The sequence below is a fragment of the Nocardioides halotolerans DSM 19273 genome (assembly GCF_000422805.1).
Lineage (GTDB): Bacteria > Actinomycetota > Actinomycetes > Propionibacteriales > Nocardioidaceae > Nocardioides > Nocardioides halotolerans.
In genome coordinates, this window is the sequence record NZ_KE383922.1 from 783,601 (window position 1) to 807,056 (window position 23,456).

The 23,456-nt window shown below is 71.3% G+C and carries 25 protein-coding genes; 6 read left to right on the top strand and 19 right to left on the bottom strand.

Translation table 11 applies throughout. The features are described 5' to 3' along the window. Positions 1-10: 10 nt before the first annotated feature. Both G514_RS0114460 and G514_RS30340 read left to right on the top strand, forming a co-directional pair. A complete protein-coding gene (locus G514_RS0114460) occupies positions 11-1,255 on the top strand; it encodes an alpha/beta hydrolase (RefSeq protein ID WP_028652342.1) in 1,245 nt (414 codons plus the stop codon). An 84-nt stretch (positions 1,256-1,339) separates the two neighbouring features. Then, a complete protein-coding gene (locus G514_RS30340; RefSeq protein WP_157544800.1) occupies positions 1,340-1,477 on the top strand; it encodes a hypothetical protein in 138 nt (45 codons plus the stop codon). On the opposite strand, the gene G514_RS0114470 is transcribed toward G514_RS30340, so the two are convergent. Continuing rightward, the gene (locus G514_RS0114470) at positions 1,464-3,512 is read right to left on the bottom strand and encodes an acyl-CoA dehydrogenase family protein (protein WP_028652343.1); all 2,049 of its coding nucleotides are present in this window, start codon (positions 3,510-3,512) and stop codon (positions 1,464-1,466) included. The two genes, G514_RS30340 and G514_RS0114470, sit on opposite strands and share 14 nt — an antisense overlap. A 62-nt stretch (positions 3,513-3,574) precedes the next feature. Between G514_RS0114470 and G514_RS0114475 the strand changes: the two genes are divergently transcribed. After that, positions 3,575-4,240 (top strand): class I SAM-dependent methyltransferase, encoded by a 666-nt coding sequence (locus G514_RS0114475; protein WP_036564702.1) that lies wholly within the window; start codon positions 3,575-3,577, stop codon positions 4,238-4,240. Here the strand turns inward: G514_RS0114475 and G514_RS0114480 are convergent. Genes G514_RS0114480 through G514_RS26830 form a run of 3 tightly spaced genes read right to left on the bottom strand, consistent with a single transcriptional unit; the run spans position 4,199 to position 7,357 of the window. Beyond that, the gene (locus G514_RS0114480) at positions 4,199-5,326 is read right to left on the bottom strand and encodes a prenyltransferase/squalene oxidase repeat-containing protein (protein WP_028652345.1); all 1,128 of its coding nucleotides are present in this window, start codon (positions 5,324-5,326) and stop codon (positions 4,199-4,201) included. The two genes, G514_RS0114475 and G514_RS0114480, sit on opposite strands and share 42 nt — an antisense overlap. Next, complete coding sequence (locus tag G514_RS0114485) at positions 5,323-6,081, bottom strand: class I SAM-dependent methyltransferase (protein ID WP_028652346.1); 759 nt, start codon at positions 6,079-6,081, stop codon at positions 5,323-5,325. The genes G514_RS0114480 and G514_RS0114485 overlap by 4 nt, the downstream gene beginning before the upstream one ends. Beyond that, complete coding sequence (locus G514_RS26830; protein ID WP_051247456.1) at positions 6,068-7,357, bottom strand: glycosyltransferase family 4 protein; 1,290 nt, start codon at positions 7,355-7,357, stop codon at positions 6,068-6,070. The genes G514_RS0114485 and G514_RS26830 overlap by 14 nt, the downstream gene beginning before the upstream one ends. A gap of 176 nt (positions 7,358-7,533) precedes the next feature. Here G514_RS26830 and G514_RS0114495 point away from each other — a divergent pair, with 176 nt between their 5' ends. Continuing rightward, positions 7,534-8,136 carry a TetR family transcriptional regulator gene (locus G514_RS0114495; protein WP_028652347.1) on the top strand — a complete coding sequence of 201 codons (603 nt, stop codon included), beginning with the start codon at positions 7,534-7,536 and terminating at the stop codon, positions 8,134-8,136. 45 nt (positions 8,137-8,181) lie between these two features. Here the strand turns inward: G514_RS0114495 and G514_RS0114500 are convergent, their stop codons facing one another. The 15 genes from G514_RS0114500 to G514_RS0114570 all read right to left on the bottom strand — a co-directional run bounded on the left by G514_RS0114500 (position 8,182) and on the right by G514_RS0114570 (position 21,993). Next, complete coding sequence (locus G514_RS0114500) at positions 8,182-8,679, bottom strand: pyridoxamine 5'-phosphate oxidase family protein (RefSeq protein WP_028652348.1); 498 nt, start codon at positions 8,677-8,679, stop codon at positions 8,182-8,184. A gap of 2 nt (positions 8,680-8,681) precedes the next feature. Then, a complete protein-coding gene (locus tag G514_RS0114505; protein ID WP_028652349.1) occupies positions 8,682-9,437 on the bottom strand; it encodes an SDR family NAD(P)-dependent oxidoreductase in 756 nt (251 codons plus the stop codon). A gap of 1 nt (position 9,438) precedes the next feature. Beyond that, the gene (locus G514_RS0114510) at positions 9,439-10,365 is read right to left on the bottom strand and encodes a 3-oxoacyl-ACP reductase (protein ID WP_028652350.1); all 927 of its coding nucleotides are present in this window, start codon (positions 10,363-10,365) and stop codon (positions 9,439-9,441) included. A gap of 3 nt (positions 10,366-10,368) precedes the next feature. Next, the gene (locus tag G514_RS30345) at positions 10,369-10,560 is read right to left on the bottom strand and encodes a ferredoxin (protein ID WP_028652351.1); all 192 of its coding nucleotides are present in this window, start codon (positions 10,558-10,560) and stop codon (positions 10,369-10,371) included. 24 nt (positions 10,561-10,584) lie between these two features. After that, positions 10,585-11,568: an NAD(P)/FAD-dependent oxidoreductase gene (locus G514_RS0114520; RefSeq protein WP_028652352.1), complete on the bottom strand. Its 984-nt coding sequence runs from the start codon at positions 11,566-11,568 to the stop codon at positions 10,585-10,587. A gap of 94 nt (positions 11,569-11,662) precedes the next feature. After that, on the bottom strand, positions 11,663-12,148 hold the full coding sequence (locus G514_RS0114525) for a hypothetical protein (protein ID WP_028652353.1): 486 nt from the start codon (positions 12,146-12,148) through the stop codon (positions 11,663-11,665). A gap of 287 nt (positions 12,149-12,435) precedes the next feature. After that, complete coding sequence (locus G514_RS26835) at positions 12,436-12,975, bottom strand: hypothetical protein (protein ID WP_051247457.1); 540 nt, start codon at positions 12,973-12,975, stop codon at positions 12,436-12,438. Further along, positions 12,972-14,240, bottom strand: a complete 1,269-nt coding sequence (locus tag G514_RS0114535; RefSeq protein ID WP_028652354.1) for an MlaD family protein — start codon at positions 14,238-14,240, stop codon at positions 12,972-12,974. The genes G514_RS26835 and G514_RS0114535 overlap by 4 nt, the downstream gene beginning before the upstream one ends. Continuing rightward, the gene (locus tag G514_RS26840) at positions 14,237-15,565 is read right to left on the bottom strand and encodes an MCE family protein (protein ID WP_051247458.1); all 1,329 of its coding nucleotides are present in this window, start codon (positions 15,563-15,565) and stop codon (positions 14,237-14,239) included. The genes G514_RS0114535 and G514_RS26840 overlap by 4 nt, the downstream gene beginning before the upstream one ends. Continuing rightward, positions 15,562-16,806 carry an MCE family protein gene (locus G514_RS26845; RefSeq protein WP_051247459.1) on the bottom strand — a complete coding sequence of 415 codons (1,245 nt, stop codon included), beginning with the start codon at positions 16,804-16,806 and terminating at the stop codon, positions 15,562-15,564. The genes G514_RS26840 and G514_RS26845 overlap by 4 nt, the downstream gene beginning before the upstream one ends. Before the next feature lie 4 nt (positions 16,807-16,810). Beyond that, positions 16,811-17,791 carry an MCE family protein gene (locus G514_RS0114550; protein WP_028652355.1) on the bottom strand — a complete coding sequence of 327 codons (981 nt, stop codon included), beginning with the start codon at positions 17,789-17,791 and terminating at the stop codon, positions 16,811-16,813. Continuing rightward, a complete protein-coding gene (locus G514_RS26850; RefSeq protein WP_245582212.1) occupies positions 17,788-19,029 on the bottom strand; it encodes an MCE family protein in 1,242 nt (413 codons plus the stop codon). Before G514_RS26850 ends, G514_RS0114550 begins: the two co-directional genes overlap by 4 nt. Further along, entirely contained in the window at positions 19,026-20,333 is a 1,308-nt protein-coding gene (locus G514_RS0114560; protein ID WP_051247460.1) for an MCE family protein, read from the bottom strand. Before G514_RS0114560 ends, G514_RS26850 begins: the two co-directional genes overlap by 4 nt. Before the next feature lie 13 nt (positions 20,334-20,346). Then, positions 20,347-21,201, bottom strand: coding sequence for an MlaE family ABC transporter permease (locus tag G514_RS0114565; protein WP_036564703.1), 855 nt, complete (start codon positions 21,199-21,201; stop codon positions 20,347-20,349). 18 nt (positions 21,202-21,219) lie between these two features. Next, complete coding sequence (locus tag G514_RS0114570; protein WP_028652358.1) at positions 21,220-21,993, bottom strand: MlaE family ABC transporter permease; 774 nt, start codon at positions 21,991-21,993, stop codon at positions 21,220-21,222. Between the two features lie 194 nt (positions 21,994-22,187). On the opposite strand from G514_RS0114570, the gene G514_RS29315 reads away from it, so the two are divergent. Then, positions 22,188-22,772, top strand: a complete 585-nt coding sequence (locus G514_RS29315) for a DUF1707 SHOCT-like domain-containing protein (RefSeq protein ID WP_051247461.1) — start codon at positions 22,188-22,190, stop codon at positions 22,770-22,772. Continuing rightward, on the top strand, positions 22,769-23,443 hold the full coding sequence (locus G514_RS26860) for an ion channel (RefSeq protein WP_036564704.1): 675 nt from the start codon (positions 22,769-22,771) through the stop codon (positions 23,441-23,443). The genes G514_RS29315 and G514_RS26860 overlap by 4 nt, the downstream gene beginning before the upstream one ends. Positions 23,444-23,456 lie beyond the last annotated feature (13 nt).

Here is a 23,456-nt window from a genome sequence, read left to right on the forward strand (position 1 = left end):
GGTTTGACGCGTGTCATTTCGCCGACGGACGCTCTTCTACGCCGCTCTCACCGCCAACGCGGTCCGCCCGCTCCCCGGCTTCCGCGCGGGCGTCCCGGCGTTCTTCGCCGGCTGGATCACCAACGAGCTGGCACCGCACTGGCTGGCGGTCACCGCGGGCGACACCGCCGCCCACCTGACCGGCAAGCGCCGTGACCCGGTCGCGCTCGCCCTGGCCGGCGCGACCGCGGCCGGCCTCGTCTACCTCATCGACCTCGCCCGGCGTGACCAGCAGCGCGCCGAGGAGGCGCTCTCCCAGGCGCTCGGCGAGGACTACCAGGACCAGCTCGACGAGCTCCCGACCCCGGCCGACCTCAAGACCCAGTGGCGCACGCTGGTCAACCCGTTCCGCACCTTCCGCCGCCCCGCCGTCCCGATCGAGGTCGAGCGGAACATCCCCTACGGGCCGGCCGGCCGGCGCAACCTCCTCGACGTCTACCGCCCGGTCGAGCCGACCGAGAACGCCCCGGTGCTCCTGCAGGTGCACGGCGGGGCGTGGATCCTCGGCCAGAAGGAGGAGCAGGGCATCCCGCTCATGCAGCACCTCGCGGCCAAGGGCTGGGTCTGCGTCGCGATCAACTACCGCCTCGCCCCGCGCGACCCGTGGCCGGCGCACGCGATCGACATCAAGAAGGCCATCCACTGGATCCGGGACAACATCGCCTCCTACGGCGGCGACCCCGACTACATCGCGATCACCGGCGGATCGGCCGGCGGGCACCTCACGGCGCTGACCGCGCTCACGCCGAACACGCCGGAGTGGCAGCCGGGGTTCGAGGACGCCGACACCTCCGTCCAGCTCGCGATCCCGCACTACGGCGTCTACGACATGGCGGGCTCGACCGGCACCAAAGCCGCGATCAAGCTGCGCGACCTGTTCCTGGCGCGCCGGGTGATGCAGAAGACGTGGGACGAGGACCCCGACGTCTTCGAGCACGCCAGCCCGATCCTGCGGATCACCCCCGACGCGCCTGACTTCTTCGTCGTCCACGGCGCCCACGACACCCTCGTCCCCGTCGACCAGGCCCGCCAGTTCGTGGCCCGGCTGCGTCAGGTCTCCAAGCGCACGGTGGTCTACGCCGAGCTGCCCGGCGCCCAGCACGCCTTCGACGTCTTCCCGTCCATCCGCTCGGGGCACATCGTGCGGGCCATCGACCGCTATCTCCACTGGCACTGGAACCAGTACCGCCGCGAGCGCACCTCGACCTCCGCCTGAGCACGTGAGCCCGGGGCACCTCAGGGTCGGCCTGGGGTGAAATCCCGATGCGCGGTGTCGGTCGGGAGGAGGAGGCTTGCGTCCATGGCCCCCTTCGCATCGCCCGACCGGGCCGCCACGCGGTGGCGGCCGCCGCTCGACGAGGACTCGCTCCGCACGATCCGCCGCGCCCGCGCGCTCAAGCGTCGCCGGCGCGCCCGGCGCGTGCTCACCCGCGTCTGAGGCGCGGCAGCCCGAGGATCCGCTCGCCCGCGACGTTGCGCAGGATCTGCGTGGTCCCGCCCGCGATCGACAGGCAGCGGGTGTTGAGCAGCTCCCACTGGTCCTTGAGCAGCTGCTCCGACGGCGCCAGCAGCGCGTCGCCCTGCAGCTCGACGACGAGCTCGGCGCCGTCCTGACGGTTGCGGACGCCGAGCAGCTTCGCCACCGACGACTCGGCCCCCGGGCCGCGGCCCGCGAGCGAGCGCAACGTCGTGCGCACGCCGAGCAGCGAGCAGATCGTCGAGAGCGCGACCGCGCGCCCGATCCTCACGCGCTGCGCCTCGGTCAGGTCGAGGTCGCTCGCGAGGGTCACCGCACGCTCCGTCGACTTCGAGAGCCGGGTGGTGGCCATCGCCACCCGCTCGTTGGCCAGCGTGGTCCGGGCGAGCCTCCAGCCGTCGCCGAGCTCGCCGACCAGGCAGTCGTCGGGGACGAACACCTCGTCGAGGAACACCTCGTTGAAGAGGGCCTCGCCGGTGATCTCGCGGAGCGGCCTGACGTCGAGGCCCTCCGACCTCATGTCGACCAGGAAGTAGGAGATGCCGCGGTGCTGCGGGACGTCCGGGTCGGTGCGCGCCAGGCAGATGCCCCAGTCGGCACGCTGGGCGACCGACGTCCACACCTTCTGCCCGGTCAGCCTCCAGCCGCCGTCGACCCGCTCCGCGCGGGTGCGGAGCGAGGCGAGGTCGGAGCCGGACCCCGGCTCGGAGAACAGCTGGCACCAGACCAGCTCGCCGCGCAGCGACGGCGTCACGAACCGCTCGCGCTGCGCGTCGTTCCCGTGCTCGAGGATCGTCGGGAGCGCCCACCCGGCGATCACGATGTCGGGGCGGCTCACGCCGGCGCGCGCCAGCTCCTCGTCGATCACGATCTGGGTGACGGCGTCGGCGTCGAGGCCGTACGGCGCCGGCCAGTGCGGCGTGAGGTAGCCCGCCTCGACCAACGCCCCCCGACGCTCCTCCTCGGGCAGCGCGCCGATGCGCTCGGCGACCTCGCGCACTCCGGGCCGCACCGGCCCGTCGCGGCCCTCGAGGTCGACCTCGACCCTGCGGCGCACGCCGTCGACCGAGCGCGCGGTCAGCCGCAGCGCGGCCGCGTCGGCGTCGCCCACCAGCGCGCGCAGCGCCAGGGCCCGGCGTAGGTAGAGGTGGGCGTCGTGCTCGTAGGTGAACCCGATGCCGCCCAGCACCTGGATGCACGACTTGGCCACGGACACCGCGCCGTCGAAGCAGGTCACCTGCGCGACGTCGGCGGCGTGGGCCCACTGCTCGTCGTCGCCCTGACTGCTCCGGGCGCCGTCGGCCGCTGCGGCCGCGTCCCAGGCGGCCGCCGTCACCGCCTCCGAGGTCTCCAGCATCTCCGCGCACAGGTGCTTGACCGCCTGGAAGGCGCCGATCTTCTGGCCGAACTGCTCGCGGACCTTGGCGTAGTCGACGGCCGTCTCCAGGCACCAGCGCGCGACGCCCGCCGCCTCGGCGGCCGCGAGCGTCACCGTCGTGCGCCGGACGAGGTCGCGCGGCTCGGCCGGACCCGCCGCGACGGTGCCGTGCCGCCGGGTCAGGTCGATCCCGAGCGCCGGCTCGGCGCCCTCGAGCGGCGTCAGCCCCTCGGCGCCCAGGACGTGGGTGGCGCCGGCGAGGTCGCCCGCGACGCCCGAGCCGTGCACCACGGCCACCGCGGCCCCGTCGCCGATCTCGGACGACGGCGCGACGACGGCCGCGACCGCCGTCGAGAGGAGCGGGCCGGGGACCAGCTCGTGGGCGCACGCCTCGAGCGCGACCGCCTGGTCGAGCACCGAGCCGCCACCGCCGCCGTACGCCTCGGGCAGCGCGATCGTCGCCGTGCCCATCTCGACGCACGCCTTCCACGTGTCGCCGAAGCCCACCTCGGCCTCGCCGTCGGCGGCCCGGGCCGCCTCGCGCCCACCCAGCGACGCCGCCCACTCGCGCAGGCTGCGCGCGAGCTCGACGTGCTCCTCGGAGATCCCGATCGACATGCAACCCCTCAGCGGCGAACTAGAACGTGTTCTAACTCTACTAGAATCCGCCTGTGCCGGACATGCCCCCGCCCATGCCAGCAGACCTGCTGCAGCACGCGCTCGACGCCAAGGGGTTCATGCCCGAGGACGAGGGGCTGCTGCTGCACCGGTGGGCGCGCGAGCGCCTCCCCCACGGGCCGGTGCTCGAGGTCGGCACCTACTGCGGCAAGTCGGCGATCTACCTCGGCGCGGCGGCCCGCGAGGTCGGCACCCCCGAGGCGGTCGTGCTGACCGTCGACCACCACCGGGGGTCCGAGGAGAACCAGGCGGGCTGGGAGCACCACGACGCCTCGCTCGTCGACGACGAGCTCGGCCTCATGGACACGCTGCCGGTCTTCCGGCGCACCATCGCGCGCGCCGGCCTCGAGGATCGCGTGGTCGCGATCGTCGGCCGCAGCACGACGGTGAGCGCGCTCTGGCGCACTCCCCTGTCACTGCTGTTCATCGACGGTGGGCACGCCGAGGAGCACGCCCAGAACGACTACACGGGCTGGGCACCGTGGCTGATGAACGGCGGCATGCTGGTCATCCACGACGTCTTCCCCGACCCGGCCGACGGAGGCCAGCCGCCCTACCACGTGTTCCTGCGCGCGCTGGAGGGCGGCAGCTTCGAGGAGGTCGAGGCCCTCGGCTCGATGCGGGTGCTACGACGCGTGGCCGGTGAGGCCGGAGACCCGCTCGCCTGAGCAACCACACTCGAGCGCCAGCTCGCCGAAGTGCGGGCCGAGCGAGGTGCCGCGCATGATCCCGGACCCCGCGGTGCTGTGACCGGCGACCTCGCCGAGCGCGTCGACCGCCAGGATCACCGCCGCGGCGGTGTAGGTCGTGTGCTCGACCGGCCAGTGCACGTCGCGCGGCTCGCCGTCGTGCGGCTCGCCGTCGTCGTAGACCCACCCGGTCCAGTAGCGGCCGTCGGACTCGCGCAGGTGCTGCATGTCCTTCAGCAGGGCCAGCGCGCGCCGGTGGTCACCGATCGTGTCGAGGGCCATGGCGAGCTCGCAGGTCTCCGCGCCGGTGACCCACGGGTTGGTGTGGACGCAGCGGATGCCGAGCCCGGGCACCACGAACTCGTCCCAGCGCGCCTCCAGGAGGTCGTAGGCCGCCCGGCCGCGCACCGCGCCGCCGAGCACCGGGTAGTACCAGTCCATGGAGTAGGTCGCCTTGTCCTCGAACAGGTCGCGGTGCTCGCGCACGGCGTGACCGAGGCGGCCGCCGGCCAGCTCCCACTCGGGCTGGGGGTCGTCGAGCAGCTCGGCCAGCGCGACCCCCGCGCGCAGCGAGTGGTAGATCGAGGACGAGCCGGTCAGCAGCGCGAACTCCTCGCTCGGGGTGTAGCGGATCCCGCCGAACGGCAGCTGCTGGGAGACCACCCAGTCGAGGCCTGCGCGGACCGAGGGCCAGTAGCGGTGCAGGAACCGCAGGTCGCGGCGGACCAGCCAGTGGTGCCACAGGCCGACCGCGAAGTACGCCGACATGTTCACGTCGGGGCGGCTGTCGTCGGCGACCCCGCCGACGATCTTCATCGGCCATGAGCCGTCGGGGTGCTGGAGGGTCGGGACCCAGGCGTACGCCGCCTCGGCGGCCTCGACCTCGCCGCCGACCAGCATCGCCATCGCGGCCTCGACGTGGTTCCAGATGTCGACGTGCTCGCCGACGCTCCACGGCACCGCACCGCAGGGCTCCTGCATCGCCGCGATCGACGCCGCGCTCTGCGCGACCTGCGCCGCGGACAGCACGCCGTCGACGTAGGGCACGCGGGCGAGGTTCGTCACGCGGCCGGCCCGCCCTCGGGCTTGCGGAAGTAGAGCACCAGGCTCTTGCCGATCAGCGGGTCGAGCACCTTGCCGGCCAGCTGCAGGACCTTCGGCTGCTTCATGATCTCCCAGACCAGGAGCCGGTGGTAGGCGCGGGCGAGCGGGTGCCCGTCGTTGTCGACACCCACCGCGCACTTGATCCACCAGTACGGCGAGTGCAGGCCGTGCGCGTAGGCCTTGCCCTCGAAGACCATGGCGTCACCGGGCGTGCCGTCGTTGAGCCGGCCCGCCTTGGTGACCTTGTCGACCAGCTCGTGGTCGGTGTAGATGCGGATGTGGCCGCCCTCGGCGTGGTGGTAGTCGTCGGAGAGCTTCCAGTTGACGACCTCGGGCAGCCACCGCGGCACCGAGACGGCGAGGGTGCCGCCCGGGCGGAGCACGCGGACCAGCTCCTTGATGGCGTCGACGTCGGCGTGGATGTGCTCGAGCACCTCCGCGGCGACGACCCGGTCGAACTCGCCGTCGGCGAAGGGCAGCTGGAGCGCGTCACCCTGCTTGACGTCGGCCTCGGCGCCCGCGGGCACCTCGCCGGCCTGCTTCATCGCGTGGAACAGGTCGCTGACGCCGGCGAGCTCGTCGGCGTCCATGTCGAACGCCACCACGTCGGCGCCGCGGCGGTACATCTCGAAGGCGTGACGCCCCGCGCCGCACCCCATGTCGAGCACCCGGTCGCCCGGGCGCAGGCCCAGGCGCTCGAAGTCAACGGTCAGCACGCGCTGTCTCCTTGCCCTTCGGCTTCGCGCCGCGACCCGCGCGCTCGGCCCGGTAGTCGGCGATCGTCTCCTCGTAGACGGCGGCGACCTTCGCCGCCACCGCGCGCCAGCTGAACAGCTCCTCGACCCGGCGGCGGCCGTTGGCGCCGTAGCGCGCCCGGCGCTCGGGGTCGTCGAGCAGCGCCGCGAGGGCGGCCTCGAGCTCGCCGACGTCACCGGGCGTGACGAGGTCGGCGCAGTAGCCGTCGGGACCGACGACCTCGGGGATGGCGCCGGCCCGCGAGACGATGAGCGGCGTGGCGCAGGCCATCAGCTCGGCGGTCGGCAGCGAGAACCCCTCGTAGAGGCTCGGTACGCAGGCGATCTCGGCCGAGCCCATCAGCTCGCACAGCTCGGGGTCGCTGATGCCGTTGACGAAGCGGACCGAGTCGGTGATCGACAGCTTGTCGATCAGTTGCTCGGTGCGGCCGCCCGGCTTGGGCTGGGTGACCAGGATCAGCTCGACGTCGCGCTCGGTGCGGAGCTTGGCGAACGCCTCCAACAGGGTCGCGATGCCCTTCATGGGGGCGTCGGCGCTCGCCATCGCCATGATCCGGCCCGCGACGCGCGGCGCGGTCGGGGGCACGAAGGTGTCGTCGACCCCGAGCAGCACGACCTCCATGCGCGCGGGGTCGACGCCGAAGTCCTTGGCGATGTCGCGCTTGGAGGTCTCCGACGGCGTCATGATCCTGCGCGCCCGTCGGGCCACGCGGCCCTGCATCCGCAGGAAGCCGTACCAGCGGCTGAGGGTGAGCTTGCGCCACGGGTTGCGGGTCTGGGCGAGGTCGATGCGCCGGTCGAAGGTGATCGGGTGGTGGATGGTGGTCACGAGCGGGAGCCCCAGCTCCTCGATCGCCAGCATCCCGTAGCCCAGCACCTGGTTGTCGTGGACGACGTCGAAGTCGTCGACCCGCTCGGCGAGCAGGCGGGCCACCCGGCTGCTGAACGTCTTGGGCTCCGGGAACCCAGCCGCGCACATCGTGAGGAACTCCTCGACGTCGATCCGGTCGCGGAACTCACGCAGCTTCGGCACCCGGAACGGGTCGGGCTCGCGATAGAGGTCGAGGCTCGGGACCTTCGTCAGCCGCACGTCACCGTCGAGGTCGGGGTAGGGCTGGCCGGAGAAGACCTCGACGCTGTGGCCGAGCGCCTCCAGCTCGCGGCTGAGGTGGCGGATGTAGACGCCCTGGCCCCCGCAATGGGGCTTGCTGCGGTAGGACAGCAACGCGATCCGCACGACGGCAGACCTCCCTTGACTCCGAAACAGAATCCGGCGGGCCGGCCCTGCGACGTACTAGATGATCCCTGGAACACGCGTGAAACTGGAACGTGTTCCTATTATGGACCACTCGTTATAGCCTAAACACCAGACCCAACGAGGGGCGGAGCACCTCACCTGCTGGAAGGTTCCACGTGAGCAGCACGAACTCTTTGACGGTCGAGGATCTCGGGTCCGCCGCCCAGCGCGACCGTCGCAAGAGGATCCTCGACGCGACCATCGCCCTGGCCACCCAGGGTGGGTTCGACGCCGTCCAGATGCGTGCGGTCGCCGAGCAGGCCGACGTCGCCCTCGGCACGCTCTACCGCTACTTCCCCTCCAAGATCCACCTGCTCGTGTCCGCGCTCGGTCGCGAGTTCGAGCGCGCCAGCGCCTCGCTCGGCGACAAGCCGATCCCGGGCGACACCGCGTCCGAGCGGGTCATCTACGTGCTGCGCCGGACCACCCGCGGCCTCCAGGGCGACCCGCACCTCGCGGAGGCGCTGACCCGCGCGTTCATGTTCGCCGACGCCTCGGTGCAGGCCGAGATCCACACCGTCGGCATGCTGCTCACCCGCATGCTCACCCGCGCCATGCACCCCGGCCAGACCGAGCTCACCGACGACGACGTCGCGATCGCCCGCGTGATCGGCGACGTCTGGCTCTCCACGCTGGTCGGCTGGGTCACCGGCCGCACCTCCGCCGCCGACACCGCGGCGCAGATGGAGAAGGCCGTCCACCTGCTGCTGCGCGACTGATCGGAGCGGCCCGAGGAACGAGGGCCGGTCCGACGGAGCGTGGCTTCACTCGATGAACGCCGCGGTGCTCCCGCCGAGCTCCATGGCCGGCAGCCCGAGCTTGCGGTGGTCCCACGAGCGCGTGCGGTCGACGTCCAGCCGGACCACGACGCGGTTCTTCGCCATGAACTCGACGAAGGGCCGCATCTCCTCGGTGTACTCGCCGTTGTAGCGGTTGAAGATGTCGACGCAGACGTCCCAGACGACGTCCTCGTCCTCGATCACGACCCCGCGGCCCTCCAGCGCGACCCCGCGCAGCTGGTCGTAGGTGTGGCCGGCCTCGACCAGGAACGACATGCGGGGGTCGCGGCGGAGGTTGACGACCTTCTGCGACTTGCGCTTGGTCTCGATCCAGACGGTGTTGTCCTTGACGGCGTACCACATGCCGACGAGGTGGATCTGGCCCTGCGGGCCGTACGTCGCGACGGTCGAGGACCGCTGCTGGTGGAGGAACTCGACGATCTCGTCGTGGGTCATCACGACCTGGGCGCGCTGGTTCGCCACGGTCAGCCGCCGAAGGCGTGGGTGGCGGTCACGCCGCCGTCGATCGCGATCTCCGCGCCGTTGACGTACGACGACTCGTCGCTGCCCAGGAACACGTAGAGCGGCGCGACGTCCTCCGGGTGGCCGACGCGGCGCAGCGGGACCTTCGAGGCGCCGTACTCCATCGCGAGGTCGCCCCCGTGCACGCGGGTCATCGGGGTGTCGATCATGCCGGGGTGCACCGAGTTGACGCGGATGTTGAACGGGCCGAGCTCGTGGGAGGCGCCCTTGGTCATCCCGCGGATCGCGAACTTGGTGGCGCCGTAGGCCACGGTGTTGGCCATGCCGCCGAGGCCCTCGGTCGACGAGGCGTTGATGATCGAGCCGCCGCCGTGGGCCTTCATGGTCGGCACCACGGCCTGCATGCCGAGCCAGCAGCCGAGCTGGTTGACCCGCCACAGCAGCTCGACCTCGTCGACCGGCATCGCCTCGACGGTGCCGAAGCGCAGGATGCCGGCGTTGTTGGCCAGCACGTCGACGGGCCCGAACCGCTCGTTGGCGTCGGCGACCAGGGTCGCCCACGCGGCAGGGTCGCTCACGTCGTGGTCGACGAAGTGCGCCGCCGGGCCGAGCTCGTCGGCCAGCGCCTGCCCCTGCTCCTTGGCCACGTCGGCGACGACGACCCGGGCGCCCTCCGCGACGTAGGCCCGGACGATGCCGGCGCCCTGCCCCATCGCGCCGCCGGTGACGATCGCGACCTTGCCGGTGAGACGATCCATCTCAGACCCCGTCCTTGGAGAGCTGCAGAGCCATCACGGAGTCGGCGGCGAAGCCGACGGAGGGGTCGCGCTCGGAGAAGAACTCGCCGACCTGGCGGTCGAGGTCGGGCAGGTCCCACACGGCCCCCGAGGCGTCGAAGCGCTGCTCGACGACGGGCGCGGCGAGGAGCGCGACCATCCCGCCGTAGACCACGAACACCTGCCCGGTGATCCGCTCGGCTGCCGGCGAGGCGAGGTAGGCGACCAGCGGGGCCACGTGCTCCGGCGAGTAGGGGTCGACCTCCTGACCAGAGGTGTCCTCGCCGAACACCTCGGCGGTCATCGCCGTGCGGGCGCGGGGGCAGATCGCGTTGGCGCGGACGCCGAGCCGGCCCAGGCCGCGTGCCGAGGACAGCGTGAGCGCGGCGATGCCGGCCTTCGCCGCGGCGTAGTTGGCCTGCCCGGGCGACCCGCCCAGGAACGCCTCGGAGGCGGTGTTGACGATCCGGCCGTAGACCGGGGCCCCGTCGGCCTTCGACCGCTCGCGCCAGTACGACGCCGCGTTGCGCGAGAGCAGGAAGTGGCCGCGCAGGTGCACCCGGATCACGTCGTCCCACTCCTCGTCGGAGAGGTTGAACAGCATCCGGTCGCGGGTCATGCCGGCGTTGTTGACCACGACGTCGAGCCGGCCGAACCCCTCGACGGCCGCGGCCAGCATGGCGTCGGCGGTGGCCCGCTCCCCCACGTCGCCCTCGACGATCGCGACCTCGGCGCCGAGCCCCTTGAGCTCGTCGGCGGCGTCGTCCGCGGCGCCGGGCAGGTCGTTGAGCACGACGCGCGCCCCGGCTCTCGCCAGGGCGACGGCCTCGGCGCGTCCGAGCCCGGCGCCGGCGCCCGTGACGACCGCGACCCGACCGTCGAGCGAGAGGTCGCCGTCGGCGTCAGCCACGCGTCACTCCACCAGCGAGATCGCCGCGCGCGGGCAGGCCGCCACCGCGCGCTTGACGTTCTCGATGTTCTCGTCGGTGGTCTCCTCCGTCTTGAGCCAGAGGTTGTCGTCGTCGTCGAGCTCGAACACCTCGGGGGCCATCGCCTCGCAGAGGGCGTTGGACTCGCAGAGGTCGTAGTCGACCTTGATCTTCATGGCGTGGTTGCCTCGCTCATTCGTCTAGGAGCCTTCGCTCGAGTGGCCGGGGAACACGTGGGCTGTCGGGTCGATGGCGACGGTGGCGTTGTTGACGGCGGTGGCGGCCTCGCCGAAGCCGACGGCGATGAGGCGGCACTTGCCGGCGTACTCGGTGATGTCGCCGGCCGCGAAGACACGCGGCAGGTTGGTGCGCATCGAGGGGTCCACGATGATGTGCCGCTTCGAGACCTCGAGCCCCCACTGCTGCAGCGGGCCGAGGTCGGCGATGAAGCCGAGCGCGGCGACGAGGGCCTGGCAGGGCCGGGTGACCGCCTCGCCGTCCACGTCGATCACGACCGACTCGAGCGTGGTCTCGCCGACGAGCTCGGTGACCTGCGCCTTGGTGATGATCTCGACGTCGGACTCCATGACCTGCTGCACCGTGCGCTCGTGGGCCCGGAAGGCGTCGCGGCGGTGCACCAGCGCGATGCTGCGCGCGATGCCCTGGAGGTTGAGCGCCCAGTCGAAAGCGCTGTCGCCGCCGCCGACGATCACAACGTCCTTGCCGGCGTACGGCTCGAAGCTGGGCACGAAGAACTCCATGCCGCGCCCGAGCCAGCCGTCGCCGGCGGGCAGCGGCCGCGGGCTGAACTTCCCGATGCCCGCGGTGATGAGCACCGCCCCGGCGCGGATCTCGGTGCCGTCGTCGCAGGTCACCGTGACGCCGTCGTCGTCGTGGACCAGGCCGGTGGCGGTCCGGTCGAGGAGGTACTCCGGCTTCGCGGTCGCCGCCTGCTCGACGAGCCCCTCGACCAGGCCGCGGCCCTTGACCGCCGGGAAGCCCGCGACGTCGAAGATCTGCTTCTCGGGATACATCGCCGTGATCTGGCCGCCGAGCTCGGGCAGCGAGTCGACGACCGCGACCCGATGACCGCGGAAGCCGGCGTAGTAGGTCGCGAACAGTCCCGTGGGACCGGCGCCGATGATCAGGAGGTCGGTCTCGACGACCGTGCCGGCTGCGCTCACGACGTCGATCCTTCCACGCGTCCTGCCTTCCCGGACTGGAACGTGTTCTAGTTTTGCACGAACGCCGGAGCGTCCGCCACCCGGGGGCGCGCGGCTACTTGGTGTCGATGTCGGAGACCAGCCAGCCGCGGTCGGTGTGGAGCACGGTCACCAGCACGCGGTACGGCGTGTAGGTGGTGTCGCCGCCGTCCTTGCTCACGTAGTAGTTCATGAACAGCAGCGCCTGCACCTCGGTGCGGGTCGCGTGCACCACTCCCTGCGCGACCACCCGCACCTGCTGGTCGACCTTGGCCTCGACGAACCCCGGCTTCACGTCGTCGGCCTTCGCGCGGAAGTCCTTCGCGAAGCCGCCGGTCATCAGCGCGACGGCCTCGTCGATCTGCTCGTCGTAGTGCTCCCAGTCGCGGGTCAGGATCGTCGTGGCCGCCGTGGCCGCAGCGTCCACCGCCCCCGTGGCGTCGTCGCTGCCGACCACTACCGGCTGCCGCGACGGCTTGGCAACGTCGTTCTCGCCCAGCGCGTCCCAGGCGAACAGGCCCCCGCCCACCAGCGCCAGCACCGCCACCAGGCTGACCAGCACCCTCGTGGCCCGCCTGCTGTCGAACAGCGCCGCCAGCCCCGCGCGCTCCGTTGAGTCGTGGGTTTCGCCGGTTGAGTCGGGGGTTTCGCCGGTTGAGTCGTGGGTTTCGCCGGTCGAATCTGGAGACTCGACCGGCGGAAGTCCGGAGTCGACCGGCGGAAGTCCGGAGTCGACCGGCTGAAGTCCGGAGTCAACGGGAGGGGTGGGGGCGCTCCCCTGGCCGGCGACGCGGCGGGGGCGGGAGACGGGGGTGCGCGAGGAGGTCGGTCGGCGCGGGACGTTGCGGGTCACGGGACGAACTGCAGGTCGCTGGTCAGCCACCTGCCCTTCTCGGAGACGAGCTGCATCTGGATGCGGTAGTTCTCCGCCTTGGGCTGGTTGCCGGTCTGGTTGTTGGAGACGGTCCCGGTGGTCGCGAGGATGACGGTCGCGGAGTCGGGGTCCTGGGCGACGACGCCGGTCCACAGCACCGTGCCCTTGCGCACCGACTTGTTGTCGGTCAGCAGCGTGACCAGCGCCTCGGTGGCCTGGGCGTACTGCTCCTTGAAGTCACCGGTCGCGCCGGCCAGCACCGCGTCGATCGCGGTCTGCGCATCGGTGTAGCTGATGTTGAGGAACGCCGTGGCCTCCTGCGTCGCCGACTCGAGGATGTCGGCATACCGCTCCTGCTCGGCCCTCGGTGCCTCGTCGAGCTCGGTCACACCCTTCACCGGGAGCGCGGTGGGGCCGGGGTCGCCGCCGAGCACCCGCACCGCGGCGACCACGAGCAGCGCCGCGGCCGCCATCACCACGACGTAGAGCAGGACGTTCAGGGCGACGCGGTTCAAGGAGTCGCCACCACCGGGCCGACCAGCAGCCACTGCCACGCGTCGTCGCCGAGGACCGACAGGTTGCCCTGATCACCGAGGTGCACGGGGTTGCCGCGGGCGTCGACCACGCCGTCGATGATGCCGGACGCGGGGTCGTAGCCGGTGCGGTACGCCGCGCCCGGCGAGCCGTGCCGGCCGTCCGGGGAGTACGGCGTCCCGCGCTGGACGAACGGCGGCCCGGCCGTGCACCTGGCCGGGAAGATCGGGCCGTCGGACAGGTCGGACGGCGGCCGCCACTGGTCGGGCGGCTTGTAGCCCTGGGTGCACGGCTGCACCTCCTGGTCGAGCTGGAGGTTGACGTGGCCGTAGCCGTCGCCGGGCGTGCCGGTGAACCCGCTCGAGATCACGTGCGGGAAGACCACCAGGAGCTGCTCGAGCCCGGCGAGGTGCATGACGCCCACCTGGCCGACGCCGGTCGCGTTGGCCAGCAGCACGGGCAGCGTCGGCTCCAGGTCGGTGAACAGCCGGTCGACCTCGCGCGCCGCGGCCGGTGTCTCGGACAGCGTCGTGCGCAGGTCGGCGTCGCTGTCCTTGAGCGACTCGGTGATGCGCGCCAGGTCGCGGGAGAAGGCGCGGATGTTCTCGCCCTCCCCCTCCTGGGTCTGCAGCACGGTCAGCCCGTCGTCGAGCAGGGCCCGCGTCTGTGCCGTGTGCGCCGACGCCTCCTCGATGAACCGGGTGCCGTTGTCGAGCAGCTGCTGCATCGGCTCACCGGTCTCGTGGAACATCGTCCCGAGCTCGCGGACCAGCGTCCGGAGCTTCTGCTTGTCGACCGACTCGACGAACGAGTTGAGCTCGACGAGGAGCGCGCCCTCGTCGACCGGCAGCGACGCCGCGTCGCCGTGGAGCGTGTCGCCATCCTCGGCGTACGGCGGCCGGTCGTCGGGCGGCTCGAAGTCGAGGTACTGCTCCCCCACCGCCGAGAGGTTGTGCACGTACATCGGGGAGTCCTTCGGCAGCCGCGTGCCCTCCTCCAGCGCCAGGTCGAGCGTCACGCCCTCGGCGGTGGCGTCCATGCGGCTGACCTTGCCGATCTTCACGCCGCGGTAGGTGACCTCGCTGCCCTCGTAGAGGCCACCGGAGGTCGGCAGCGTGGCGTGGACGGTGAGCCCCCGCCCGAGCACGCGGTCGACGACCCCGAGGTAGGACGCGGTGATGTAGACGATCCCGACCGCGCTGAGCACGAGGAACGCCGCGATGCGGACCCGGATGCCGGAGATCATGGGTTGCCCCCGTAGAGGGCGCGGGTCGAGGCGTGCTCGGGGGTCGAGCGCACCAGGCCGCCGCCCAGCAGGCCGCCGAGCAGGCCGCCGAGGTCGTCGAGCGGCAGGTCCGGGAGCGTGTTGAGGACCGTGCAGACCGGGTTGGGCCGCCACTTGTCCTTCTGGCACTTCTTCTTCAGCGAGCTGAGGAGGTCCGCGTCGGAGAGGACGGTGCGGCACGCCTTGCTCGTGAGGTCGAGGGTCCGCAGGCACTTCACGACGTCGCTGACGACCTGCCCGGCGGGCGGGAGGTCGGGCGTCGGGATCTCCGGGAGGGGCAGGTTCGGGATCGTGGTGCCGGCCGGCAGGAAGTTCTCGAGGTTGATGTCGGCGCGGATCGAGGTGTTGGCGTAGTCGCCACGGACGATCTCGGAAGCCTCCTTGGGGAACGGGAAGCTGAGGATCAGGTTGAGCCCGGGCGCGAGCTTGTCGCCGGCAGCGCGCAGCCGCGACAGCACCGGCCGGAGGTGGGCCAGCGACCTCAGCAGGTCGTCCTTGCTGGCGCCGATGACGCGGGTGCCGACCACCCCGAGCCGGTCGAGGGCCGAGAGCATCGCGATCAGCTCGTCGTGCTGGTCGGCGAGCACCCTGACCGCCGGGCCGGCGACGTCGAGCGCGCCGGACACGGTCTGCTTCTCGCGGTTGAGGGTGGCGGTCAGGTTGTTGACCGACTCCAGCGCGCGGATGATGTCCGCCTTCTGGTCGTCGAGGGTCCCGACCACGTCGGTGAGCGACCCCAGCAGGTGGCGCAGGTCCTCCTGGCGCCCGTCCATCGCCTTGTTGAGCTCCTCGGTGATGGTGCCGAGCTGGGCCACGCCGCCCCCGCTGAGGAGGAACGACAGGGCACCCAGCACCTCCTCGACCTCCGGGTTGCGGCCGGTGGCCGCCAGCGGGATGTGGTCGCCGTCGCCGAGCCGGTCGGGTGCGGCGCCCTCGGGCGGCGGCTCCAGGGCGACGTACTTCTCGCCGAGGAGGCTGACCTGGCGGATCTCGGCGATGGCGTTGTCGGGCAGGTCGACGTCCTTGCGGACGAGCATGGTGACCTTGGCGTGCCACCCGACGCGCTCGACGTCGGTGACCTCCCCGACGGTGACGTCGTCGACCAGGACCGGCGACTTCGGCACGACGTTGAGGATGTCGTCGAAGTCGGCGGTCACGGTGATGGCGTCGTCGGCGTCGACCGGCCCGCCGGGCAGGGGCAGGTCGTAGGCGCCGTCGAACTGGCACGAGGTGAGCAGCAGCACGCCTGCGACGAGCAGCACGACGGCCCGCACGAGTCTGCTCATGAGCCGCCCCCCATCAGGTCGTCGAGGGTGGGCGTCTCGTCGGAGCTGTAGCGCGCGCGGGTCTCGGCGGCGGTCTGGGAGGCCGACTGCGGCACCTGGCCGCGGCCGGCGCCCCTGGCGTCGTCGACCGCGCCGGACTGCTTCGGCGAGCCCGGGACGGCTGGGATGTTGTTCTCGACCGGCTCGAGGAGCTGCTCGAAGATCGTGCAGGCGAGGTCCTTGCTGGCCTTGGGCATCTGGGACTGCTGCACGATCGCGCAGAGGAAGCCGTCGGCGTCCCAGAGCTGGCCCTGGATGCCGATGCGCGAGCCGATGGTCCCGGACTCCTGGTTGTAGGCGAGCGTGAGGTTGTTGATCGCCACTGGAGCGACGTCGAGGGCGGTGTCGATGCTCTCGCGCTCGGAGTTGATGGTCTTCATCAACCGGGTGAGCTTCTCCACGTCGGTCACCAGCGCCTGCCGGTTGTCGCGCACGAAGGTCTTCACGGTGCCGACGGAGTCGGCCACGGCTGCCAGGGCCTTCTGGATCTCGCGGCGCTCCGAGGCGAGCGACGCCGAGACCCCCGCGAGGTCCTGCACGAACGCCCGGACCAGCGTGTCGTTGGTGGCCAGCGTGTCGGTGAACTGAGCCAGCTCGGTCACGGTGTCGAACAGCGGGCCGGCGCCCTCTCCGAACGTCGCCGCGGCCGCCGACAGCTGGCGGATCATCTCGTTGCCCCGCCGGCCCTGCCCGTCGAGCGCGTCGGCACCCGCCTCCAGCAGGTGGTTGAGGGAGCCGTCCTTGTTGACGCCGTTGGGCCCGAGCGCCTCCGCCAGGTCGCGGATGCTGGCGTAGATGCGATCGAGCTCGACGGGCACCGCGGAGTCGGGCAGCGGGATGTCGCCGCCGCTGGCCAGCGTCGGGCCGCTGGTGTAGACGGGGGTGAGCTGCACGAAGCGGTCCGCCACCAGCGTCGGCGTCACGATCACCGCCTGGGCGTCCTTCGGCAGGTCGACGTCGGCGTCGTACTCCATCTCGACGCGCACCGAGTTGCCCTCGGGGATGACCGCGGTGACCCGGCCGACGTTCACGCCCAGCACCCGCACGTCGGTGCCCTCGTAGACGCTGACCGCGCGCGGGAAGTGCGCGGTCACGGTCTTCTTCGCCTCCGACCGGTGCAGGACGAGCAGGGTGGCGACGAGGAGGATGGTCGCGACCACGACGATCGCGACCCGGGGGCTCACGCGCTGGAAGGCGTTCATCGCGTCAGTCCGGTGGCCCGGGCAGGAACTCGCCCGTGGGGATCGCGGCCAGGTTGACGGCGTAGGCGTCGAACCACGGGCCGGTGCCGATGATGTTGCCGAGGATCGAGGCGTACGGGCCGAGCGCGTTGAGAGTGGCCTTGAGCTCCTTGTCCTTGGAGTTGAGCAGGTCGAGCAGGTCGTCGACCTCGCGGAGCGCGGACGTGATCTGCCCCTGGTTGTCGGTCGCGACGCCGCGCAGCTCGACGGCGAGCTCGCGGGCGTTGACCAGCAGCCGGTGGATGGCCCGCTTGCGGCGCTCGACCTCCTCGAAGACCAGGCTGCTGTTCTGCATGAGGTCGACGAGGTCGGCGCTGCGGTCGGCCAGCAGGGTGCTCACGTCGCGCGAGCTCCGGAGCAGGTGCTGGATCTGGGCGTCGCGCGAGGCCACGGTCTCCGAGAGCCGGGCGATGCCCTCGAAGCTGGCCTGGATCTCGGGCGCGGACCGGTTGACGGTGTCGGAGACGACGTCGAGCGCCTTGTCGAGCTGCTGGGTGTCGATCTGCTCGGTGGTCTCGGTGAGGTCGCCGAAGACGCCGACGATGTCGTAGGACGACGAGGTCCGCTCCACCGGGATCGGGGTGTCCTGGTCGAGCCGGCCGCTGCCGGCCGGGGTCAGGTCGAGGTACTTCTCGCCCAGCAGGTTGAGCACCTCGACGCTGGCCTTGCTCTCCTCGCCGAGCTCCACGCCGTGGTCGACCTCGAAGGTGACCAGCACCTTGCCGTCCTCGAGCGCGACGTCCTGCACGCGGCCGGCGCGGATGCCGCCGACCTGGACCATGTTGCCCCGGTGCAGCCCGCTCGCGTCGGCGAACCAGGCCTGGTAGCTGTCCCCGCCGAAGCCCGGGAACTTGCTGAGGTTGAACGCCGCGGCCATCACCAGCGCCATCACGACCAGCGTGATGGCACCGAGGCGGAGCAGCTGCCGCTCGGTGTAGCGCCTCACGGCTGACCACCGTCCGGGCCGGTGTACGGCGTCTCGCCGGCGCCGTTGCAGCGCGGCGCGGTCGAGTGGAAGTTGAGGTCGCCGAGGCCGTCGAGGACCTGCTGGAGGCCCGGGATGGTGCCGAGGTTGCCGGGCAGGGTGATCCGACCGGAGAAGCCGCAGACGTAGTAGCTGTACCAGGAGCCGTAGGTGCCGGTGCGGGTCTGGTCGGTCATCGACTCGGGCAGGCGGTCGAGGAGCTCGACGATCTGCTGCTGGTTCCTGGGCTTGTTCAGCAGCTTGGCGAGCCGCTTGAGCTTCACCACGTCGCTCTTGACGATCGGCCGGCCCTCGCGAAGCAGGTCGGCGACGACGACCGTCAGGTCGGAGATGTTGTCGAGCGAGCCGCCGATCGTGGTGCGGTCGCGGGCCAGGTCACCCATCCAGCGCTGCAGCTCGGACACCAGGGTGTCGAGCTCCTGGTGCCGCTGGTCGACGGTGTCGAGGGTCTGGGTCAGGTTGTCGACCACCTGCCCGATGAGCTGGTCGCGGTCGGCCAGGCTGTTGGTGAGGGAGGCGGTGCTCGCGAGGAGGTCCTGGACCGTCCCGCCCTCGCCCTGCAGCACCCGCACCAGGTTGAGGCTGAGGTCGTTGACCTGCTTCGGGTCGAGCGCCTGGAACAGCGGCTGGAAGCCGTTGAAGAGCGTCGTGAGGTCGAGCGCCGGCGTGGTCTGCTGCACCGGGATCGTCGCGCCGTCGTCGAGCCGGGTGCCGGTCGTCGGCGGCTCGGCGACGGCGTCACCCTGCTCGTCCATCGCGTCGGGCAGCGCGTCTCCGGCCTCGTCGCCGGCCTCCAGGGCGAGGTAGCGGTCGCCGACCAGGTTGAGGAAGCGGATCTCCGCGCGCGAGGTGGTCGTGAGCGGGACGTCGGCCTCGACCCGGAAGGTCACCAGGGCCTGCGTGCGGTGGTAGTGCTCGACCTTCTTGACCTCGCCGACGCTGACGCCGGCCACCCGGACGTCGTCGCCCTTCTCGAGCATCGAGGCGCTCGAGAACACCGCTTTGTACTCGTGGCTGTCGCCGAAGCCGACGTTGCCCATGATCACGGCCAGCAGGCCCGTCACCAGGATCGAGACGATGGTGAAGACCAGCAGCTTGATGCCCGCGGCGATCGTGGTCGCGTTGCGCCGGTTGCCGAGGCGCGCGGCCCCGGCCTCCGGCTCCCGCGCAGCCGTGGGCCGCTCCTGCGTCGTGGTCACGGCTGGCCACCACGCACGACGGCGCCGTAGAGCAGCGAGCCCAGCGAGCCGTAGGAGTCGGCGGCCCGGCCGGTCTCACCCGCGAGCAGCGCGTTGACGATCGCCTTCTCGGCGTCGGTGCCGGCGTACCCGCTGGTCGTGCCTCGCTGGGCACCGCCCGAGATGACGGTCGGCACGTCGCTGGTGGGCGGGTGCTCGTCGATGTCCGAGCCCTCGATGAACGACACGGGGTCGGCCGGCACCTTCGGGTTCGGCAACCCGTCGCACCACGGGCCGTGCCCGACCTCGCCGTACAGCGGGCGGTCGTCGGGGTGGTAGGAGTCGTACTGGGCGGTGCCGAACTCGATGTACTGCTTGACCTGGTTGCCCTCGAAGGTCTCGGCGAGCCGCGGGGCGTACTTCGCGGCACCCTCGATCAGGCAGGGGAACTCGGGCGAGTAGATCGCCAGCAGCTTGAGGACGGGCTCGGAGACCCGGCCGACCCGGATCAGGTTCTTCTCGTTGTCCGAGAGCACGCGCGTCGAGGTGACGGCCAGCCCCTCGAGGTCGGAGAAGAAGCTGTCGAGGTCGCCGGCCTTCTCGATGACGGTCTTGCTGGTGACCGTGAGGTTGCCGAGCACCGCGATCAGGTCGGGCGCGGCGAGGTCGTAGACGTCGGCGAGGTCGGCCAGCGAGACGAGGTCCTGCTTGAGGGTCGGCAGCTTGTCGCTGATCGCGCCGAGGTAGACGTCGAGCTGGTCGAGCGTCTCGCCGAGCTGCTCGCCGCGACCCTCCAGCGCGGTCGCGAGCGCGTTGAGCGTGTAGTTGAGCTCGGCCGGCTGCACGGCGCGCAGCAGGGGGAACAGGTCGGCGAGGATCTTGCTGAGCTCGACGTTGGTCTCGACGCGGTCGGCGGGGATCACGTCGCCGTCCTGGAGCGAGCCGACGGGGTCGGCGGGGCGCACGAACGACACGAACTTCTGCCCGAACAGGGTGGTCGGGATGATCTGCACCCCGACGTTCTCGGGGATCTCCTCGGCGGCCTCGGGCTCGAGGGCGACCTCGATGACGGCCTGCTCGCCGTCCTGGCCCACCGACCGCACCTGCCCGACCAGGACGCCGTTGAGGCGGACGTCGCCGAAGCGCGCGAGCTGCAGGCCGGCGCGGTCGGCGTGGATCGTCACGGTCGTGACCCGGTCGAACTTCTTCTGGTAGACCGCGACCGACAACCAGATCAGCAGGGCGATGACGGTGAGGAAGACGACGCCGGCCACCAGCAGGCGGACGTGCTCCCGCCGGCTGTCGTGGTGGATGTTGACCAGCACCGCTCGACCCCTCCTAGCCCGTGATCCGGACGGTGGTGGTCGAGCCCCAGATGGCGAAGCTGAGGAAGAAGTCGGCGACGACGACGGTGACGATGCTGGTGCGGATCGCCCGGCCCACGGCCATGCCGACACCGGCGGGCCCGCCGGAGGCGGTGTACCCGTAGTAGCAGTGGATCAGGATGATGCAGACCGCCAGGAAGAGCAGCTTGCCGAACGACCACAGCATGTCCACCGGGGGCAGGAACTGCAGGAAGTAGTGGTCGTAGGTGCCCGGCGACTGGCCGTAGATGAGGGTCACGATCAGTCGCGGCGAGAGGTACGACGCGCAGAGCGCGACGACGTACAGCGGGATCACGGCGATGAAGGCGGCGATCATGCGCGTGGTCACCAGGAACGGCAGCGACGGGACGCCCATCACCTCGAGCGCGTCGATCTCCTCCGAGATCCGCATCGCGCCCAGCCGGGCGGTGTAGCCGCAGCCGACGGTCGCGGCCAGCGCGATCGAGGAGACCAGCGGCGCCACCTCGCGGGTGTTGAAGTAGGCCGAGATGAAGGCGCTGAACTTCGCGACCCCGATCTGGCTCAGCGACGCGTAGCCCTGGATGCCGACCTCGGTGCCGGCGAAGAAGGCGAGGAACGCGATGACGCCGACCGTGCCGCCGATCAGCGTGAGCCCGCCGGCGCCGAAGGTGATCTCGGCCAGCGTGTTGCGGATCTCGCGCGGGTAGCGCCGGATCGCGCGCGGGGCCCACGCGAGGGCCTTGACGTAGAAGAGCAGCTGGTCGCCGCGCTGCTCCAGCGACCTCCTCGGACCCTGGAGGATCGCGCTGCCGATCGCGCTGCCGATCGCGCTGCCGATCGCGCCCATGCTCGCCACGTCGCCGCCTCAGAGCCCCGGGGGCGGGACGACCTGGAAGTAGATGGCCGTGATCACCGCGTTGAGGAAGAACAGCAGCATGAACGCGATGATCACGGACTCGTTGACCGCCCGGCCGACGCCGCTAGGCCCGCCGCCGGCGTTCAGGCCCTTGTAGGCGCCGACGATCGCGGCCAGCCAGCCGAAGACGATCGCCTTGACCATCGAGATGTAGAGGTCGGGCAGGCTCGCGAGGACGGTGAAGTTCGCGAGGAACGCCCCGGCCGAGCCACCCTGCACGATGACGGTGAAGAAGTAGCCGCCGCCGATGCCGGCCGCGATGACGATGCCGTTGATCATCATGGCGACGAACATCGTGGCCACCACGCGCGGCGCCACGAGCCGCTCGAGCGGGTCGACGCCGAGGACCTCCATGGCGTCGATCTCCTCACGGATCTTGCGGGCGCCCATGTCGGAGCAGATCGCCGACCCGGCGGCGCCGGCGATGATCAGGGCGGCCGCGATCGGGGCGGCCTCGCGGACGGTCGCGAGCACCGCGGTCGCCCCCGCGAACGACTGCGCCCCGAGCTGGCCGGTCAGGTTGCCGACCTGGAGTGAGATGACCGCGCCGAACGGGATCGAGACCAGGATCGTCGGCATCAGCGTGACGCTGGTGATGAACCACGCCTGCTCGATGAACTCGCGGAACTGGAAGGGCCGCGTGAGGATGCGCTTGGTGACCTCGACGACCATCGCGGCGATCTCGCCGGGGCCACGGAGGACCGACACAGCGCTGAACGCCATCGTCCACCTCCCCATCGTGCGACGGCCGCTTCGCAGAATAGAACGTGTTCTCGTTTTGGTCCAACGACCCACGTCCGCGCTGCTGATCCCCCACCCGGGCTGGGGAAGCTGCTGTCCCAGTTCCAACGGCGCCACGCCTCCCGCGTTACCCCGCCGGCACAACGTGAGGCGTGGCGCGTCCTATCGTGTGCGATGTGGTCGAGCGCTCGCGTGACGTGTGGGCGTCGTTCCAGCACGACCCGCGCGACCCGGCGGTCGCCCCGCTGCGGGCCTCCGACGCCGACCGCAACGTCATCCACGGCGTCTTGACCGAGGCGTTCGCCGACGGCCGGCTCGACCGGGAGGAGTACGACGAGCGCACCGCCGCCACCCTCGCGGCCCGCACGCTCGGCCAGCTGCCGCCGCTGGTCGCCGACCTGGTGCTGGACCGGCCGCTGCTGCCCGCGACCGTGCCCTTGAGCGCTGCCTCGTCCTCCGAGCTCCAGCGGCGGGCGGAGGCCAGGTGGCGCGAGGACCGCCGCGGGGCGTTCATCGGTTTCGTGGGCTCAGCCGTGGTCATGTGGACGATCTGGTTCGCGGTCAACTGGGACCAGAGCAACGGGGGTCTGCAGCTGGACGCCTTTCCGTGGCCGCTGATCATCAACGCGCTCGCGCTCTTGAACCTTCTCCGCGTCGCCACCAACCGCCGCGAGATCGTGGCCGCGGAGCTCCAGCGGCTGGAACGCAAGCAGGCCAAGGCCCTCGAGTCGCGCGCCAAGAAGAAGCAGACCGGCTCGTGACCCGGGTCCTCAGGACGCTGCGCACCCATCCCTCGGGCGTGCTGCTGGCCGGGCAGCTGCTGGTCGTGCTCGCCTACCCGTTCCTCGACTCCTCGACGGGCGGCCGCGCGGTGATCGGCGTGGTCCAGATGGTCGTGGTCTTCGTCGCGGTCGCGGCGGTCCGGCTGACCCCGGTGCTGTCGTGGGTGGCGCTGCTGCTCGGGGTGCCGGCGATGGTGTTCGCGGTGCTCGAGGCCGTCCGGCCGCACACCGACTGGATCGTGCTCACCTCCGCGAGCGTGCACGCGCCGTTCTACTTCTACGTCTCCTACGCGATGATCCGCTACCTGTTCCACGACGACAAGGTGACCCGCGACGAGCTGTTCGCGACCGGCGCCGCGTTCACCGTCGTCGCCTGGGCGTTCGCCTACGTCTACGCCGCCGCGCAGGTGGTGTGGCCCCAGTCCTTCGCGAGCGACGGCCAGGAGCAGGAGTGGTTCAACCTGCTGTTCCTGTCGTTCACCAACCTGACGAGCGTCGGGCTCTCCGACGTGATGCCGGTCGACGCGCACGCCCGCTCGCTCGTGATGGTGGAGCAGGTGGCCGGGGTCCTCTACGTCGCCCTGGTCATCGCCCGGCTGGTCGGCCTCACCGTCGTCCGGGCCACCGCGCGGCGTTCAGACGACGGCTGAGCCCGACGAGGCG

Coding starts and splice junctions, on each gene's coding strand:
- G514_RS26845 (WP_051247459.1), bottom strand. CDS start 16,806: ATGAACGCCTTCCAGCGCGTGAGCCCCCGGGTCGCGATCGTCGTGGTC.
- G514_RS30340 (WP_157544800.1), top strand. CDS start 1,340: ATGGCCCCCTTCGCATCGCCCGACCGGGCCGCCACGCGGTGGCGGCCG.
- G514_RS0114470 (WP_028652343.1), bottom strand. CDS start 3,512: ATGTCGATCGGGATCTCCGAGGAGCACGTCGAGCTCGCGCGCAGCCTG.
- G514_RS0114535 (WP_028652354.1), bottom strand. CDS start 14,240: ATGATCTCCGGCATCCGGGTCCGCATCGCGGCGTTCCTCGTGCTCAGC.
- G514_RS0114565 (WP_036564703.1), bottom strand. CDS start 21,201: ATGGGCGCGATCGGCAGCGCGATCGGCAGCGCGATCGGCAGCGCGATC.
- G514_RS26840 (WP_051247458.1), bottom strand. CDS start 15,565: ATGAGCAGACTCGTGCGGGCCGTCGTGCTGCTCGTCGCAGGCGTGCTG.
- G514_RS30345 (WP_028652351.1), bottom strand. CDS start 10,560: ATGAAGATCAAGGTCGACTACGACCTCTGCGAGTCCAACGCCCTCTGC.
- G514_RS0114570 (WP_028652358.1), bottom strand. CDS start 21,993: ATGGCGTTCAGCGCTGTGTCGGTCCTCCGTGGCCCCGGCGAGATCGCC.
- G514_RS0114475 (WP_036564702.1), top strand. CDS start 3,575: ATGCCCCCGCCCATGCCAGCAGACCTGCTGCAGCACGCGCTCGACGCC.
- G514_RS0114505 (WP_028652349.1), bottom strand. CDS start 9,437: ATGGATCGTCTCACCGGCAAGGTCGCGATCGTCACCGGCGGCGCGATG.